This window comes from Sulfurimonas sp. HSL3-2 (assembly GCF_039645965.1).
GTDB lineage: Bacteria > Campylobacterota > Campylobacteria > Campylobacterales > Sulfurimonadaceae > Hydrocurvibacter > Hydrocurvibacter mobilis.
Genome location: NZ_CP147917.1, coordinates 2,039,299 through 2,056,916, shown reverse-complemented (window position 1 = coordinate 2,056,916; position 17,618 = coordinate 2,039,299). Strand labels below are relative to the sequence as shown.

Here is a 17,618-nt window from a genome sequence, read left to right as displayed (position 1 = left end):
ACATAGGACACTAAATGTTACTTTTTACACCAGGGCCTACTCCGGTTCCTCAAAGTGTTAGAAACGCTATGAGTGATGAGACTCTACACCACAGAACTCCGGAATTTGAAGCGATTTTTGAAAGAACTCGCGGACTTTTATTTGAATTATTCGGTATGGATGAGGTTATTATGCTTTCATCAAGCGGTACTGGAGCGATGGAAGCTGCAGTCACAAACCTTTGTAAAGATACTTTGTTAAACATCAATTCAGGGAAGTTTGGCGAGCGTTTTGGAAAGATCGCAGTAGCTCACGGATTAAAAAATATCGAGATCAAAAATGAGTGGGATACGCCGGCATCTGCTGAAGAAGTAGTAGCAGCTGTTAAAGCAAATCCTGGTATCGATGCGATCGCTATTCAGGTGAGTGAATCTGCAGGCGGGCTTCGTCACAGTGTTGAAGAGATCGCTGCAGCTGTTAAAGCGATAAACAAAGATATCATCATCATCGCTGACGGTATCACTGCTGTCGGTGTGGAACCGATCGACGTGACAAACATCGACTGTCTGTTAGCAGGAAGTCAAAAAGCACTTATGCTTCCTCCGGGACTTGCGATCATGGGTCTAAGCAAACTTGCTTTAGAGAAGATCGGAAGTGGAAGAGGGTACTATTTTAACCTTGCGACTGAGATCAAAAACCAAAATAAAAACACGACTGCGTGGACAGCTGCGACGACTTTGATCATCGGTCTTGAGTCGGTTCTTCAGAGAATCAAGGATGAGGGCGGATTAGAGAAACTTTACTCTGAGACAGCTCGCCGTGCAGAGGCAAACATCAAAGCTCTTGAAGCTTTAGGTCTGCATGTATATCCGAAAGTTCCGGCAAAATCTATGACGACAATAGATGATGAAAATGCAAACGAGATAAGAAATATCTTGAAAAAAGAGTTCGATATCAACGTAGCAGGCGGACAAGATCACCTAAAAAGCAAGATCTTCAGGATCAACCAGATGGGTCTGATCTCTCCGTACGAAGCTGCTTGGGTCGTAAACAGCGTAGAGCTGGCACTCGATAAGCTTGGTCGTAGAAAATATGACGGAACGGCTAATCGTATATTTAATGAGGTGTTTTTCCAGTTATGATTTTTGAGCACGAAATACCAGATGGTAGTAAACTCTATTTTGCCGAATCAGCGAAAAAGAAACGTTATATAGAGAAAGTCGCATCTGATATACTTTATGCGGATGGATTTGATGAGATAGTGACACCGCTTTTCTCATACCATCAACATTTAAGCATATCCGATGAACGTGAACTTGTACGTGTAAATGATAAGCAAAACCATAAGATGACGCTTCGTGCAGACTCTACGATAGATGTAGTACATATTATCGATAAAAGACTAGGACGTAACACCTCTCATAAAAAGTGGTTTTACATCCAGCCTGTTTTTAGATATCCATCTATTGAAAAGTATCAGGTAGGAGCAGAGTTCTTAGGCGAGAGTTCACTTTCTCGTGTGATGAGTAGTGCGATAAAAATATTTCAGAAACTTGAGTTAAAACCTCTTGTCCAGATATCGAATATGCGTATCCCTATGATACTGTGCGAGATGTATGATCTGGAACTAGACGATTTTCGTCATATTAACATAGAGAAGATCCTAAAACTAAACGTCGACTGGTTAAACAAACTTGTCTATCTTCAGTATGTCGAGCAGATCGATGAAGTGATAGACCTAGTCCCCCAGATGATAAAAACAGAGCTTTTAAAGATGAAAGAGCTATGCAGTGAACTTGCATGTGATAACACCGTTCTATCACCGCTTTACTACGCGACGATGCTTTACTACGATGAACTTTATTTTAGAGTGATCGAGAAAAACGAGATCTATGCGCGCGGCGGAAGATATAAAAATGATGAGCTGACATCTGTAGGCTTTGCAATATATACAGATACTTTAATAGAAACTTTGAGCAAGGAAGATATAAAATGAAAGCGGATTTAATTGTAGGAATACAATGGGGTGATGAAGGAAAAGGTAAGATCGTTGACCTTTTGGCACAAAAGTATGATGCGGTAGCACGTTATCAAGGTGGACATAATGCAGGACATACGATAGTAGTCGACGGTAAGACTCATGCACTTCACCTGATCCCGTCTGGAATATTAAACCCTAAAGCTATCAACATCATCGGCAACGGTGTCGTTGTCTCTCCTGAAGCACTTATAAAAGAGATGAAACAGTTTGAGAATCTTCTTGGACGTCTTTTCGTAAGTGAGTCGGCTCACATGATACTAAGTTTTCATATAGCGATAGATCAGGCAAAAGAGAAACTTCGCGGAGCAAAAGCTATCGGTACAACAGGACGCGGAATCGGACCTGCATACAGCGAAAAAGTGGCACGTCAAGGTTTTAGACTGGGCGAACTGCGCGACATCGATAAACTTGTTGCAAAAGCTATGGATTATTTTGAACAGAACAGAGCTGTATTTGATGCTCTGGGTGTCGAGTGTCAAGGCGAGGCTTCTTTAAAAGCTGAGCTAGAAGGGTATGCAGAAAAACTTCTTCCATTTTTGGCAAACACGACTCAAATGACTTGGAACCTTTTAGACGAGAACAAAAAAGTTCTTTTAGAGGGTGCACAAGGAACTCTTCTTGACATCGATCACGGTACATATCCGTTTGTAACGTCATCATCGACTATCAGTGCGGGTGCTTGTACGGGTCTTGGTATCAATCCAAAAGACATAGGTCATATTACAGGTATCGTAAAAGCTTACTGTACACGTGTCGGTAACGGACCTTTTCCTACAGAAGATTTCGGAAATGACGGTGAGATACTAAGAAAGAACGGTCATGAATTCGGGACTACGACAGGTCGCCCTCGTCGTTGTGGCTGGTTCGATGCCGTTGCATGTAAATATGCAAGCCGTATAAACGGTTGTGACACGCTAAGTATCATGAAGCTTGACGTACTTGACGGTTTTGAAGAGATAAAAGTTTGTGTTGCATATGAAGTAGACGGTCAAGTGATAGACTATATGCCAGTAGACCTAGACAACGTAAAACCTGTTTACAAGACTTTTAAAGGGTGGAGCAAATCTGTAGGCGCTAGAACTTTAGAAGAACTTCCTGCAGAAGCAAGAGAGTATCTGAACTTTCTTGAAGAGATAACACAAACGAAAATCGGTATGATTTCGACATCTCCTGACAGAAATGATACAATACTTCTATAAAAAAAGATTATTCACGAGTTGAAGAGTGTGAAATTTTCACCTCATGACTCATAGAGGATAGAGTATGAAAACGCGTTACACGCCACTTCTTAAAATCAAAAAGAATGATTTAGACAGGTGTGAACGTGAATTCGAACAGGCAAATGCCAACTTAAATAAAGCGAACTCTTCTCTAGAGGAAGCTTACACTGCACTCCAAAACCTACAACTCCCCCAAAGCGGCAAAATCCAAGATATGTTATCGGCAAGAGCTTACATCAGCTCTCAAAGAATGATTGTGGATGATAAGAAAAATTGGGTATCATTTGCAAACAAACAAGTGGAACTAGCCGCGATAAAACTGAAAAATTCGAACGTAGAGTATGAAAAGTTCAAATATCTGGATCTTGAAGAGGTCAAAAAAGTTTTAAAGCAAAGAAGCATTCAAGAATCAAAAGACTTAGACGAGATAGCTATTATGACCCACAACAGAAAAGGAAATATATGAGATACCTGCTTTTAGCCCTGCTAATTACGATAAATCTTTTCGCAATAGAGAAAAACGATAAACTTTTTGAATGTACTAAGATCTTTGAAGACAGAAAAAATGAACTTTTAGTCGAGCTGGAACGTATCGATGAACAAAAGCAGGCACTTGATGCATTAAAAATAGCAACGGAAGACCTCTTAAAGAAAAAAGAGAACGACCTGAATATCAGAGAAGCCAAGATAGATGAAAAGTATGATGACGTCAATAAAAAAGAGGCATCTATAAAGTCTATGCTAGAAGAAAACAAGAAAGTCTTGGAGACGATACAAAACACAAAGATGGACAAGGTCTCACAGACTTATGCAAAGATGAAACCGGGTGCAGCAGCAGGTGTTATATCACAGATTGACGATGATACGGCAGTTAAGATCCTGAGCTCTTTAAAACCGGCTGTAGTAGGTAAAATACTCGCAAAGATGGATCCGCTGAAAGCATCAAAACTCACAACACTGATGACAAAGATAGAGGAGGAGTAGATGAAGGGGAAAATCTTACATTTCGATGCTCAGACGAATACGGGTCTGATAGTCTCAGAGAGCGGTGAGCGTTACAGTTTTACTAAAGAGGATGTAAAGAGCAATATCTTTATAGCAAACGGTATGGAAGCGGATTTCATCACGGAGCAAAACAGTGCGAAAGAGATATATCTGACAGAAAGTATAAACAGCATATTGGTTGCAGATGTGCCCTATTATGAAGAGCAGGAGAAAGGCTTTGGGGAGCTTTTTTCGGCACAAGGATGTTATACAAGATGGCAGTACTGGAAGATAACACTTGTAACTCTTCTGATATGGGCTATTTACGGGGTAATGATCGCAATAATGAGTACGGGAAAAGATCGTATGTCAGATACAGATATAGCCGTTCTTGCCGGTGTGTTTATAGTCGTACTCCTTCCATTGGCCTATATCAATATCGTGACTTCTATCAAGCGTTTTCATGACATAAACAAGTCGGGCTGGTATTATCTTTTTTCATTGATCCCGTACGTCGGAGGATTTATTTTACTGGTTATGAACGGCTTTATGCCAACGGTTAAAGAGGGGAATATCTACTGCCGAAGAAAAAAGGATGAAGTCTAATTATTTCTTTACCTTTTTTATTGTAAAATAATAAAATTTTAAATAGGGCTAAATATGAAAGTTTCACTTAAAACTGTACCACATATATCAAGTAAAATAGCGATAGATTTAAACAAAAGTGGTGTTGTTACTATGACTAAGGGTTTAGATCCGGTAGCACATGAAGCGGAAAAAGTTTTATTAGAGAATATCAAACAAGAGATGGCTTTAGAAGAGAAGGTCCATGAGATCGTTGACGATAATGAAGATCAAATAGAATTTTATCTTGCAGATGAGCGCCAACTCTTCTTTATGATCAAGAAAAAACTAGCGCCTGAGTTTGGGATCATTCTAAATTACGAAGAGCGTTACTCTGACCTTTCACATAAAATCTTAGATGAGCTTTACGAAGAGGATCTGATACATTTTGATGTAACGGAAAACCGTATCAAGAACATCATCTATAACTCAATAACATCATTTATTGCGAACAACGACGAGATTGAAAATGCAGTAAGAGAGAAGATCGGTTCATATAAACGCACTATTATTCCGGGTACAGATGATTATGAGATACTTTATGAGAAACTTTTTCATGAAGAGCTACAAAGAAGAGGGATGGCATAATGCAAAAAGTTTGGTTATATCTTGAAAATGGAACTTTTTTAGAAGCAAATAGTTTTGGTGCAAGCACGACAAATGTCGGCGAGATAGTTTTTAACACATCTATGAGCGGGTATCAGGAGATCATGTCTGATCCTTCTTACGCAGGTCAATTCGTTACTTTTACGATGACTGAGATCGGTAACGTCGGTGTTAATGATGAAGATATGGAGAGTACAGCAGCTCACGCGAAGGGGATGATAGTACGTCAGTACCAAGAGCGTTACTCTAACTTTAGAGCGCAGGGTTCTCTTTCTGATTTTCTAAAAAAACACAATGTTATGGGGATCTGTGACATAGATACGAGATATCTTACGAAGATGATCAGAGAGCAGGGCTCGATGATGATGGTCGCATCGACTGAAGTAAACGATAAAGAGGAACTCAAAAAGATCTTAGAAAGTTCTCCTCGTATCGAAGATGTGAACTATATAGAAAAAGTAAGTACAAAAGAGAGTTATGTCCATAAAAACGGAACATATGATCCTTTTAACTTCAGATATAACGATGCTCCAAAAGCTGAAGCTAAAATAGTTGCGATAGATTTCGGTGTAAAAAGAAATATATTAAACGAACTTACGCAAGCAGGCTTAGAAGTGGAAGTCGTACCAAACACATTCAGCGGTGACGAGCTTATCTCAAGATATAACAACAAAGAGATCGACGGTGTGTTCTTATCAAACGGTCCGGGAGATCCTCTTGTATTAAAAGCTGAGCAGGAACAGATAAAAAAACTGATCGCTGCAAAAATTCCTATGTTTGGGATCTGTTTAGGTCATCAGCTGCTTTCGATCTCTCACGGATACGACACGTTTAAACTGAAATTCGGTCACCACGGCGGGAATCATCCTGTGAAAAATGTGAAAACCGGAGTCGTAGAGATCACAGCACAAAATCATAACTATAATGTGCCTGAAGCTATTGTCGAGATAGCAGAAGTGACGCATATGAATCTTTTTGACGACACTATCGAAGGTCTGATCTATAAAGACGGACCGATCTTTTCGGTTCAACACCATCCGGAATCAAGCCCGGGGCCAAAAGAGAGCAGTTATATCTTCGGTGAATTCCTTTCTCTTTTAAAATCTCAAAGATAAGAGCTTTATTGCTCTTTTGAGAACACTTAACACAAAATTAACACTTAGCCGTTAAAATCATAATAAAAGAAATTACTTAATGAACAGTTTAGAATTAACCGCGATCATCAGCTTTGCATTTCTTGGCTCTATCGGACATTGTATAGGTATGTGCGGCGGATTTATTATGACATACACGATGGCTAAGGTAAAACCGACTGATTCTAAACTTGCTCAATCTCTATATCATCTCTCTTATAATTTAGGACGTGTCTTTACTTATACTGTCTTAGGTGCACTATTTGGATATTTCGGTTCTTTATGGGAAGTAAATCCGCTTGCAAGATCTGTGATGTTCACTATTGCAGGTGTCTTAATGGTAGTTATGGGACTCTCTTTTGCAGGTAAACTGAAGTTTTTAAACTCTATAGAGGTACCTATAAGCAACTATAGCTGGTTTAAAAAGATGTTTACATATCAGATGAACTCGGGAAGTAAGAGCAGTTTCTTTATACTGGGTATGTTAAACGGACTTCTTCCATGCGGACTTGTCTATACTATGCTTGTAACTGCGACGACTACGTCATCTGCGCTTTACGGTGCTTTGGTGATGTTTATATTCGGTATTTTTACTATCCCTACACTTTTTAGTTTCGCTTTTGTTATAAGCCTGTTCTCCGGACAAAAATTTCGTTCGTTTATGATCCAGCTCGCAGCCCTCACAGTCATACTTTTCGGTATTTGGACCATATATAAAGCTTATCTTCAATTCGACTACTGGTATAACACAAAAGAAGAGGTTCAAAAAGTAGAACCCGCTCAGATGAAATGCGGTCCTGCAATGAAATGTGCACCGGGTAAATGCGGAATGGGAAAATGCGGTTCAAAAAACTGACAATTTTGTCATTGTGTTACAATAATCTACAATAAAATTAATTCTCCCTTAAATTTTATTTCTATAAAGAGATTGCAAATAAATAATTAAATTTTTATATTTCTTCTGCTATTATGATGCTGTCTATAGTCTATACACGGTGTATAGACTGTTACGCTTTGAATCTTTAAGGAGGCTATATATGGAAAATCGTCCATTAGAGTATGACTATACAGTTGCTAAGATGTTCATGTTTACAACAGTTCTATTAGGCTTTGTAGGTATGCTTATCGGTGTAATTTTGGCAGCAGAGCTGGCTTTTCCTGGTGTTAATACTATACTAGGCGGGTTAGGTCTAAACGAATTTACAAACTTTAGTCGTTTACGTCCACTGCACACAGATGCAGTTATTTTTGGTTTCACGTTAAGTGGTATTTGGGCTACTTGGTACTACGTTGGTCAACGTGTATTAAAGGTTTCAATGGCAGAATCTAAGGTATTAATGTTCCTTGGAAAACTACACTTCTGGTTATATTTAATCGGTGTTGTTGCTGTTGTTGTATCTTTATTCGCTGGTGTTACAACGTCAAAAGAGTATGCTGAGTTTGAGTGGCCTATCGATATCGCTATCGTTGTTGTATGGGTACTTTGGGGATTAGGTATATTCGGTCTTATCGGTATTCGCCGTGAAAGATCACTTTATATCTCAGTTTGGTATTACATAGCTTCATTCTTAGGTATAGCTATGCTTTATCTATTCAACAACATGGAAATACCTACAATGCTTGCGACTTCACCGGCTGGTGAAACAGGTATAGGTGCATGGTATCACTCTATCTCTATGTACTCAGGTACAAATGATGCGTTGGTACAATGGTGGTATGGTCACAATGCGGTTGCATTCGGATTTACTGTTCCTATCGTTGCAATGATCTATTACTTCCTACCAAAAGAGTCTGGTCAAGCGGTTTATTCATATAAACTATCTTTACTTTCTTTCTGGGGATTGATGTTTGTTTATTTATGGGCTGGTGGACACCACCTTCTTTTCTCTACTGTACCGGATTGGATGCAAACTATGGGATCTGTTTTCTCTGTAGTTCTAATTCTTCCATCATGGGGTAGTGCTATAAATATGCTTCTTACAATGAAGGGTGAGTGGCAACAAGTTGCAGCGTCTCCGTTAATCAAGTTTATGATCCTTGCTTCTACTTTCTATATGTTCTCAACATTAGAAGGACCGATCCAAGCTATCAAATCTGTTAATGCGATCGCTCACTTTACTGACTGGATTATCGGTCACGTTCACGATGGTGTACTTGGATGGGTTGGATTCATGATCATGTCTGCACTTTTCCATATGGCTCCACGTGTATTTAAACGTGAACTATATTCAAAATCATTAATGGCAGCACAATTCTGGATTCAAACGTTAGGTGTTGTTTTATACTTCACTTCTATGTGGATCGCTGGTATTACTCAAGGTATGATGTGGCGTGCTCACGATGAATACGGTAACTTAGCTTACTCATTTATCGATACAGTTACTGCTCTTCACCCATACTATACAATTCGTGCTGTTGGTGGTGCTTTATACTTAATAGGTTTCTTAATGTTCGCATGGAATATCTATAAAACTATGACAGCTGGTCGTCGTGTTGAAGAGAGCGAGTTACAAAACGCTTCTCCTATGGCAGCGTAGAAAGAAGGGGGAAAATAATATGTTTCATTGGTTAGAAAAACGTCCGTTCTTTTTTGCGGTAGGTGTGTTTTTAGTAATTGCTTTTGCTGGTTTAGTAGAGATTCTGCCAAACTTCGCTCAAGCGGCTCAACCGGTTGTAGGTACTAAGCCATACACTCTTTTAGAGATGGCTGGTCGTGATGTTTACATCAAAAACAGTTGTAATGCTTGTCACTCACAACTTATTCGTCCGTTTAAAGCTGAAACTGACCGTTACGGTCACTACTCTTTAAGTGGTGAGTATGCTTATGATCGTCCATTCCTTTGGGGTTCAAAACGTACAGGTCCGGATCTTCACCGTGTTGGTAACTATCGTACTACTGACTGGCATGAAAATCATATGAAAGATCCTGCCGGTGTTGTTCCAGGTTCAATTATGCCTGCATATGCTTGGATGTTCACAAATTTAGCTGATATTGATACTGCTTATGCATCTCAGTTAACTAATGCAGAATTTTTCAGTGTTCCATATAACAAACCTGTACCTATGAAAGATGGTAGTACAGTTACAGTTCCTATGGCAAATTCAGTAGCAGAAGCGCATGCAATGGCATTAGCTGAAGCAAAAGTGATCACTGCTGATATGAAAGATAAAAATGTACAAGATATGGTTGCAGCAGGAAAAATCCCTGAAATCGTAGCTTTAATTGCATATTTAAACAGTTTAAAATAGGGGTGTAAAGTGGATATTGTTCAGCTTCAAGGATATGCTTATTTCGTACTAGTTGTATTGCTGGTAGTAATTTTATATAGTTATATTTATCATCTATACAGCAGTGAAAAAAAAGGTACGAAAGATTTTGAGAAGTATGGCAATATCGCTTTAAATGACGAGATAGACGATACTCCGGTAGAACCTATCTCAAAAGATGAAAAAAATAAGTAGGAGGCATATATGAATAAGCTTTATTTGGCAGGTGTAGTATTTGTTGCTGCGATGCTAGGTTTTACATATGTTGCGATGGACATCAAGGGCGGTTTAAACAATGACATAGTCAATATGTTAGCTGTCGCTGGTGCTGTTGTACTTGTAATCGTAACAGTTTTCGTTGTTACAAAATATGTTCGCCAGATGCAATCAGACACTGCTGGCGGTGAACTTGCAGATGAAAAATGGGATGATATAGGCGAATATAAAAACCCACTTCCAATGGGATGGGCAATTATATTCTTAGGACTACTCGTTTGGGCAGGATGGTACTATTTAGCTGGTTATCCAGTTAATGCATACTCTCAAATCGGTGAGTATAATGAAGATTCAGCAGTAGCTAACGCTAAGTTCGAAAAGAAATATGCAAACTTGAGTCAAGAAGAACTACACAACATGGGTGAGTCAGTATTCCTTGTTGATTGTGCTCCTTGTCACGGTCTTGCTGCTGACGGTATGGACGGTAAAGCTGCAAACCTAAACAAACGTTTAGAAGCTAAAACTGTTGCATTCGTAGTAACACACGGTTCAAACAACGGTATCGCTGTACATGAAGAGATGACTAACGGTAAGTTAGTTAAAACTACTAGTATGATGCCTGATCGTAACGGTTTATTCAATGCTAGCACTGGTGCGTTAATCACTGATGCTGAGATTGAAACTGTTGCAAATTATGTTGCTAACGGTATGAAAGGTGACGGTGCTGATATCTTTGCAGGTACTTGTGCATCTTGTCACGGAGCAGATGGTAAAGGTATGGATTTTGTTGCACCAAATATAGCTGCGTTTACTCCGGCTTTAGTTGCTGACATTCTTTCACACGGTAAAAAAGGTGCTATAGGTACTATGCCAGCATTTACTAATCTAAATGATACTCAGATTAAAGCTGTATCGACTTATATCACTGACATAAGTAAAGGAGAATAGTAATGGATAATAATTTCAAAGGTTCTGGTGTATTTTCACTTGATGGAATTACAGGTATGTTAATAGCTACTGTTTTATTACTATCTATCCTTGCAGGTTTAACTGTTTGGGGATTAGGTGTTCAAAATGCTAACCAAACAAAATTCTATAAAATTACTGATGAAAAGTCTATCAAAATGATAGATCCTACTAGCGGCACTCATCGTGTCCTAGTAAACTAAGGAGTTATGTTATGGATAAAATTTTAACAATTGGTATGGCTATATTAGCAGTTGTCACTTTGTGGGCAGTTCTTACTCCAAACCACCTGTATATAGGTTAATAAGACTTGAATAAGTTTAAAAGAGGGCTTCTTGCCCTCGTCCTCACAGTTTACGCTACCGCTCCTCTTAACGCAGAGTATTTATATAAAGATGAAGTGTTATTCAATCCAAAGCTGACTCAAGATGTTGAAGCTATGGGAAAAGAACTACATGAAAAAACAGGTATCGCTTTACGTCTTGTCGTAGTAAAAGAGCTTGATGAAAATCAGACCATTGTCGATTATGAAAAAAGTCTGATAGAAAACTTCAACGAGCCGACTATTTTATTGACGTTTTCCGAGATGAACCAAAAAGTTGATATACTAGCACGTCCGGAATCTTTATACAAATATTTTGATAGAAAGCAGGTGTTATCTCCTACGGCAACAGGATTACAGGCATTTTTTATGGCTGTATTCTTTAGCAGCAGTTATGATAACTTTAAAGAAAATATGAGTAGCTACGGTGGAAGTATCATCCCTATCCTTGCTGAAAAAGCAAAAGGGGAAGATATTATAAACAAGTATAGCGTCGCGCTGTTTAACGGCTATGCAGACATTGCTGAGCAGGTCGCATCGGCAAAGAATGTTAAGCTTGATACTGCGGTCGGTAACTCGAACCGTTATACTATCGAAGTTATGAAGATAATATTTTACTCATTTGTATTGTATGGACTTTATGCGTATATAAAGAGAAAAATCTACATAAAGAAGAATAAACATGAAAAAGAATAGCGGTATTATTTGGCCGATAGGCATAGGTTTATCTATACTTGGTGTTGTTGCTCTAGGTGCTTGGACTATCATGGAAGCTTCCAAGATGCCAGTACAAGAGAGTGATATTTATATGACTTATTATCAAGATGCTGACGCCAATGCCAATAAGATCATAAACGCTGCAATAGAATTCAACAAAAAATATAATATTGAATATCTTGGAAAACAGTTAGATGTTAATAACTCTGAAATAGCTTACAAGATCACTACAAAAGATGGTAAAAACATCGATGATGCGAAAGTCAAGCTGATCGTGACAAGACCACAGACACATGACTATGATTTTACGCTAGAAAACCCGAAAGTGGCAAACGGTACATATAGTTTTGAAACAAAGCTACCGGGTATCGGCAGATGGAACATCATGGCGCAGATCGAAGTGGGTGAAAACAAACGTTATTACAATCTCAAAGCAGATACAAGATCAGATAAAAAACCGACAGAATACTAAAAGGTTATGCAAGAGCAGACTCTCATCTTTCCTACATCTCGTGCTATCAGGCACGAGTTGCTTTCATTTGAAAAATCCACCACGTTTTTACAAAAATATATAACTATCTCCGAGTTTATTGAGCGCAGCTGTATCGTCGAGGGATTTAAAAAGATCGATAACGATACAAGAGTGCTTCTGCTTTTGGAAGCATCTGATTTTAAAGAGTTTGAAAATCTGCAGATAGAGAGAAACTTTTTTACATTTACACAAAACAGCAGTTATATCTTCTCTCTTTTCACGGAACTCAGCGGTGAAAAAGTAGAGCTGGACGATCTGGAACTGGCAGATACCTACGGAGACTATGAAGAGCATATAACCATTCTCAAAGCACTATATACGCGTTATGAGAAACTCTGTTTGGAGAAAAAGATCTTCGATCCTATCTTCTTGCCTAAGTGGTATGAGTTCAATATAGAATATATAAAAAGCCTGGGAGAGATCAAACTGATCGTAGAAGGGTATCTTACCGCTTTTGAGATAGAGATACTGCAAAGATGCAGCGAGGTCGCTGAACTGACTTTAGAGATGACGACTACAAAGTTCAATCAAAAAGTGAGAGAGCGGTTCGAGTCTCTCGGATTTTCTTTAAAAAGCGGATACAGATATCTTTTGGACTTCAACAAACGTGAGATCGTCTCGCAGGAGAAGATGACCGATAACACCAATATAGAGTGTTTCGGTTTCAGCGAACAGATCCTGCAGGCTGCATTTGTAAAGCAGAAGGTGTATGAGTACATACAAAGCGGTCTGGCGTGCGAAGATATCGTCGTTATCCTGCCCAACGAATCGTTCGCATCAGCTTTGAAGCTTTATGACAGCGAGACAAACTTTAACTTTGCTATGGGAGAGGGCTTTAGCCGTACTGAGGCCTATATGCATCTAAATGCAGTATGCGAGTATATAGAAAATCCGACCGTGCAAAACGGTGCAAGGCTTCAAAGATACGGCTCATCGTTCTACGAGCTCTTATCACCACTCTACTACGCGGATATGAAAGAGGTCGATCTCAAAGAGCTGATCGAGAAGTATATGGACTGCTTACATGTAAGCTCGCATAAAAAGGTGATAGAAGAGGAACTGTACAGTTTTACAAAACTAAAACATCTCTATGATGAACTTAACCTCAAATCGACTCTTCATCTTTTTATGCAGAGGCTTGTTCAAAGAAGCATAGATGATGTCCGCGGCGGGAAGATAACGGTGATGGGTGTTTTAGAGAGCCGTTATGTGGACTACGAAGGTGTCATCATAGTCGATTTTAATGACTCAAATGTTCCAAAAAGAAGTGAAAAAGACCTGTTCTTAAACTCAGATATCAGAGCACATGCGAACCTTCCGACGCAAAACGACAGGGAGAACCTGCAAAAACATTACTACTCTCTGCTTATAAACAGAGCAAAGCATGTAAGCATCTCCTATGTCGCTTCGACATCTGCGATGCCTTCACGATTTTTGACACAGCTTGGCATACAACCAAAAGAGGCAGAGAATGAAGCAGCATTTGCAGCGATACTTCATAAAAGTGTGCCGCAAGAGAAAAAAGAGTTAGATGAAGAGATAGTACGAGAATATGATTTTTCAAAAGTCAGGCTATCTGCGACATCGTTAAAAACGTTTTTGGAGTGCAGAAGAAGATACTACTACAGACATATCATGCACCTTGCAAAGCATGAACTCCCTCAAGATTTTCCGACTGAGAACCAGATAGGTCTTGATCTGCATGAAGCACTGAAAAACGTCTACATGAAAAGATCTGTCTACACAGACAAAAGAGAGCTTCAAAGTGCAATATTCAAAGAACTCGAGCGTATTTCGGGAAGCAGTTCACTGGAACATTACCAGCTAAAACTATGGAATAAGAAACTGAGCTCTTTTGTTGAAAACGAGATGCAAAGATTTGAGCAGGGGTACGAGGTCAATGACTGTGAGAAGTCGCTTACATGTAGCTTTGCGGGAATGGAGCTGACGGGTCAGATAGACAGGATGGATATCAAAGATGAGAGACTTTTCGTACTTGATTATAAAAGCGGAAAGTATCCTGCGTATACGACAAGGACGTTGGAAAAAGCTACCGACTTTCAACTTGAGTTTTACTATCTCTTGGCATCGACGGTCAAAAAGGTCGGCGGCTGCGGATATTATGACCTAAACAGCGGAAAGATCGTGGATGAGACACTTCTTGAAGAGAAGCTGGAGCTTTTACAGAGACATCTAAAAGAGATGCTTGAGCAAAAAAGTTTTAGCTTTGATAAGACTGAAGATGAGAACAAGTGTAAGTATTGTGAATTTGTATATCTGTGCGGACGTGGATGATGTTTAAAAATAAGTTAGCCTACGAGGCAAGTGCGGGAAGCGGAAAGACCTTTAATCTTGTAGTGAGATATCTGAGTCTTCTTTTTATGGGAGCATCGCCTTCAAAAGTACTTGCTCTTACCTTTACGAACAAAGCCGCTTCGGAGATGCAAGAACGCATCGTCCTTACACTTAAAGAGCTTGAAGACAGAGATGAACTTAGTGTCATCTCTGATGTGACCGGGATCTCAAAAGATGAGATACTAAAGAAGAAGAAAGAGATCTTAGAGCAGTTCTTAAATGCAGACGTGAAGATAATGACACTCGATAAGTTCTTTGCAAAGATACTTAGAAAGTTTTCACTTTATGCAGGACTGATGCCCAACTTCACGACATTCGCATCGCAGCATGAACAAAAACTCTTTGCACGATTTTTGGATGAGATAAGCGTAGCGTTTAAAGATGAGACGCTTATCGACCTTTCGCTTATGATGGATAAGCGTGTAAGCGATATATTTTCACTGCTTAATGAACTCTACTCAAAACTCGCAGAGATAAAAAAACTCTCATTTGAGTATGCGCCCTATAAAGAGTATGAGCAAAAAGCGCTTGACGCGTTCTTGAAGATACGCGAGGCAGTGCTTACATGTAAGGATGCTTCGACTACGGTAAAAAATGCGGTGGAGGGCGAAGAGTTTGAGTCTATCCTGTCAAAAGCGTGGCTCTCTAGAGACACACTTGACTACTCTACGTTTAAAAAGTGTTTTCAGCCTTTTATGGACAGTGAACTCGCCGTTATCAAAGAGAACGTAGAACTCTATATGAAAGCCCGTGAACAGAGTTTTTTCAGTTCTCTTTTTACTCTTTTGGATACCTATGTCAAAAGTAAAAAAGCTCTGGCTTATGAGATCGCAGAGCTAGGATTTGACGATATCTCGGCTCTTGTGCATGAACTGCTTTCAAGCAGAGTCGACAGCGATTTTCTGTATTTCAGACTGGATTCCAAGATAGAGCACATTCTGCTCGATGAGTTTCAAGACACAAGCGTGCTGCAGTACGAGATACTCCGTCCGCTTATCAAAGAGATAACTTCAGGCCAGGGCGTACATGAGAGGGGAAGCTTTTTCTTTGTCGGGGATGTCAAACAGTCCATCTACAGGTTTCGCGGCGGAGTGAGCGCGCTTTTTGATTTTGTAAAGCACGATAACGATGTAGAGGTAGAGCCGCTGGTGGTCAACTACCGCTCTCAAAAAGAGGTCGTAAACTTTGTAAACAGCGTGTTTAGAGAGAGGATCAAAGGCTACAAAGACCAAAGCGTCAAGGCAGATGCAGCAGGCGGATATGTCGAGGTCGTCAAAAGCGACGATATCCTGCAAACGACGCTTTGTAAACTTCAAGAGCTAATAGATCTTGGAGCGGATGTAAACGAGATAGCCGTACTTACGGCGACAAACGGCGACGGGCAGGAGATCGAAGCGGTACTAAAAGATGCAGGAATAGATGTCGTGACGGAGACGACGACAAAACTGATAAATCAGGATGTGGTAAAAGCACTTATCGAGTATCTGAAATATCTCTATTTCAACGAAGATATCTACAAGTACAACTTCTTTGCACTGCTCGGGCGTGAAGAATTTGCACTTGCAAAAGTGGATCTGAATGCACTCTCTTTAAAAGAGATAGTAAAAGATGCCATTGACAGATACGCTCTCTTTGACGGTGAGTTCCATCTTCTTCGCTTTATGGGTATGCTGGATAACTATCAGGATATAGAGCAGTTCATCTTTGAGTACGAGAGAGATGATACGACTGCTGCTGCGTCCGATCTAAACGGGGTGAGAGTGCTTACCGTGCATAAATCAAAAGGGCTGGAGTATGAGCATGTCATCGTGATGGACAGACTGAAAAAAGCGCCACCTTCGCGTGCTCCTATCATTTATGAGTATGATGGAATAGTGCTGCATAACATCTATCTCAGGATGAGCGGCCGTGACGCTTTGGACAGCGCATATGCAGCTGCACTTCAAAAAGAGAAAGATCTTGTCTTAGAAGACAGTCTAAACGCTCTGTATGTCGCATTTACAAGAGCAAGAGAGAACCTTTTTATCATCTCCAAGGAGAAAGACTCCGTTTTTGAGCCGCTGGATCTAGCGGCGGTGAGCTACGGTACTTTACATGTAAAAGAGCGTAAAGAGGTGAAAAAAGAGCAGGGCAGACCTCTTGAGTACAAAGCACTGCGTTACGGAATCCAAACGGAGATACTCTCAGTCGCAAAAGAGGAGGAGGATGACCAGCGTGCCATCAACTTCGGTCTGGCTCTTCACTACTACTTGGAGATGATGCAGGAGTTCACGCAACAGAGCACACAAAAAGCTTACAGTGCAATGCTAAACAGATATGGGAATATCCTAGATGCAGATGAACTTCAAAGCATACAAAAACGCGTAGAGATGCTTTTAGAAAGTGAGCAGTTTTTAGCACTGACCGAGGGAGAGCGTTTTAAAGAGAAGGGGATGCTGGTAAAGGGCGAGCTCAGATATATGGACCTGCTTGTAAAAAGAGCTGACGGCGGGTATAATATCATCGATTATAAAAGCTCGCAATCTCCTAGCGAACATCATGTAAAACAGGTGCAAGGATACAAAAAAGCGGTGCAGGAGATCACGTCATCCCCAGTCAATGGATATCTCTGCTATATAAGGGAAGATGAGGTAGTAATAAAAGAGATTTTATGAAC

General features: G+C 39.9%; 18 protein-coding genes. All 18 read left to right on the top strand.

Annotated features, from left to right (window positions below; translation table 11 throughout):
- Nucleotides 1-14 precede the first annotated feature (14 nt).
- The 18 genes from WCX87_RS10385 to WCX87_RS10300 all read left to right on the top strand — a co-directional run bounded on the left by WCX87_RS10385 (nt 15) and on the right by WCX87_RS10300 (nt 17,616).
- The gene (locus tag WCX87_RS10385; RefSeq protein ID WP_345979788.1) at nt 15-1,121 is read left to right on the top strand and encodes an alanine--glyoxylate aminotransferase family protein; all 1,107 of its coding nucleotides are present in this window, start codon (nt 15-17) and stop codon (nt 1,119-1,121) included.
- Nucleotides 1,118-1,975, top strand: a complete 858-nt coding sequence (locus WCX87_RS10380) for an ATP phosphoribosyltransferase regulatory subunit (RefSeq protein WP_345979786.1) — start codon at nt 1,118-1,120, stop codon at nt 1,973-1,975. Before WCX87_RS10385 ends, WCX87_RS10380 begins: the two co-directional genes overlap by 4 nt.
- A complete protein-coding gene (locus tag WCX87_RS10375; protein WP_345979784.1) occupies nt 1,972-3,219 on the top strand; it encodes an adenylosuccinate synthase in 1,248 nt (415 codons plus the stop codon). The genes WCX87_RS10380 and WCX87_RS10375 overlap by 4 nt, the downstream gene beginning before the upstream one ends.
- A 64-nt stretch (nt 3,220-3,283) precedes the next feature.
- Entirely contained in the window at nt 3,284-3,706 is a 423-nt protein-coding gene (locus WCX87_RS10370; protein WP_345979782.1) for a flagellar export protein FliJ, read from the top strand.
- Entirely contained in the window at nt 3,703-4,224 is a 522-nt protein-coding gene (locus WCX87_RS10365) for a MotE family protein (RefSeq protein WP_345979780.1), read from the top strand. Before WCX87_RS10370 ends, WCX87_RS10365 begins: the two co-directional genes overlap by 4 nt.
- Complete coding sequence (locus WCX87_RS10360; protein WP_345979779.1) at nt 4,225-4,830, top strand: DUF805 domain-containing protein; 606 nt, start codon at nt 4,225-4,227, stop codon at nt 4,828-4,830. It begins immediately after the preceding gene.
- A 54-nt stretch (nt 4,831-4,884) separates the two neighbouring features.
- Nucleotides 4,885-5,436, top strand: coding sequence for a DUF507 family protein (locus tag WCX87_RS10355; RefSeq protein ID WP_345979778.1), 552 nt, complete (start codon nt 4,885-4,887; stop codon nt 5,434-5,436).
- Nucleotides 5,436-6,569, top strand: a complete 1,134-nt coding sequence (gene carA / locus WCX87_RS10350) for a glutamine-hydrolyzing carbamoyl-phosphate synthase small subunit (RefSeq protein WP_345979776.1) — start codon at nt 5,436-5,438, stop codon at nt 6,567-6,569. Before WCX87_RS10355 ends, carA begins: the two co-directional genes overlap by 1 nt.
- Before the next feature lie 79 nt (nt 6,570-6,648).
- Nucleotides 6,649-7,443: a sulfite exporter TauE/SafE family protein gene (locus WCX87_RS10345; protein ID WP_345979774.1), complete on the top strand. Its 795-nt coding sequence runs from the start codon at nt 6,649-6,651 to the stop codon at nt 7,441-7,443.
- Nucleotides 7,444-7,624: 181 nt separating this feature from the next.
- Nucleotides 7,625-9,124 (top strand): cytochrome-c oxidase, cbb3-type subunit I, encoded by a 1,500-nt coding sequence (ccoN, locus tag WCX87_RS10340; protein WP_345979772.1) that lies wholly within the window; start codon nt 7,625-7,627, stop codon nt 9,122-9,124.
- A 19-nt stretch (nt 9,125-9,143) separates the two neighbouring features.
- A complete protein-coding gene (gene ccoO, locus WCX87_RS10335; RefSeq protein WP_345979770.1) occupies nt 9,144-9,836 on the top strand; it encodes a cytochrome-c oxidase, cbb3-type subunit II in 693 nt (230 codons plus the stop codon).
- Nucleotides 9,837-9,845: 9 nt separating this feature from the next.
- Nucleotides 9,846-10,049, top strand: a complete 204-nt coding sequence (locus WCX87_RS10330; protein ID WP_345979768.1) for a cytochrome c oxidase, cbb3-type, CcoQ subunit — start codon at nt 9,846-9,848, stop codon at nt 10,047-10,049.
- A gap of 9 nt (nt 10,050-10,058) precedes the next feature.
- Entirely contained in the window at nt 10,059-11,018 is a 960-nt protein-coding gene (locus tag WCX87_RS10325; RefSeq protein WP_345979767.1) for a c-type cytochrome, read from the top strand.
- A 2-nt stretch (nt 11,019-11,020) separates the two neighbouring features.
- Nucleotides 11,021-11,239, top strand: coding sequence for a DUF4006 family protein (locus tag WCX87_RS10320; protein ID WP_345979765.1), 219 nt, complete (start codon nt 11,021-11,023; stop codon nt 11,237-11,239).
- A gap of 107 nt (nt 11,240-11,346) precedes the next feature.
- Nucleotides 11,347-12,054, top strand: coding sequence for a 3-dehydroquinate dehydratase (locus WCX87_RS10315; protein ID WP_345979763.1), 708 nt, complete (start codon nt 11,347-11,349; stop codon nt 12,052-12,054).
- On the top strand, nt 12,041-12,547 hold the full coding sequence (locus WCX87_RS10310; protein ID WP_345979761.1) for a FixH family protein: 507 nt from the start codon (nt 12,041-12,043) through the stop codon (nt 12,545-12,547). The genes WCX87_RS10315 and WCX87_RS10310 overlap by 14 nt, the downstream gene beginning before the upstream one ends.
- 6 nt (nt 12,548-12,553) lie before the next feature.
- A complete protein-coding gene (locus WCX87_RS10305) occupies nt 12,554-14,902 on the top strand; it encodes a PD-(D/E)XK nuclease family protein (RefSeq protein ID WP_345979760.1) in 2,349 nt (782 codons plus the stop codon).
- Complete coding sequence (locus WCX87_RS10300; RefSeq protein ID WP_345979758.1) at nt 14,899-17,616, top strand: RecB-like helicase; 2,718 nt, start codon at nt 14,899-14,901, stop codon at nt 17,614-17,616. The genes WCX87_RS10305 and WCX87_RS10300 overlap by 4 nt, the downstream gene beginning before the upstream one ends.
- The last annotated feature ends 2 nt before the right edge of the window (nt 17,617-17,618 follow it).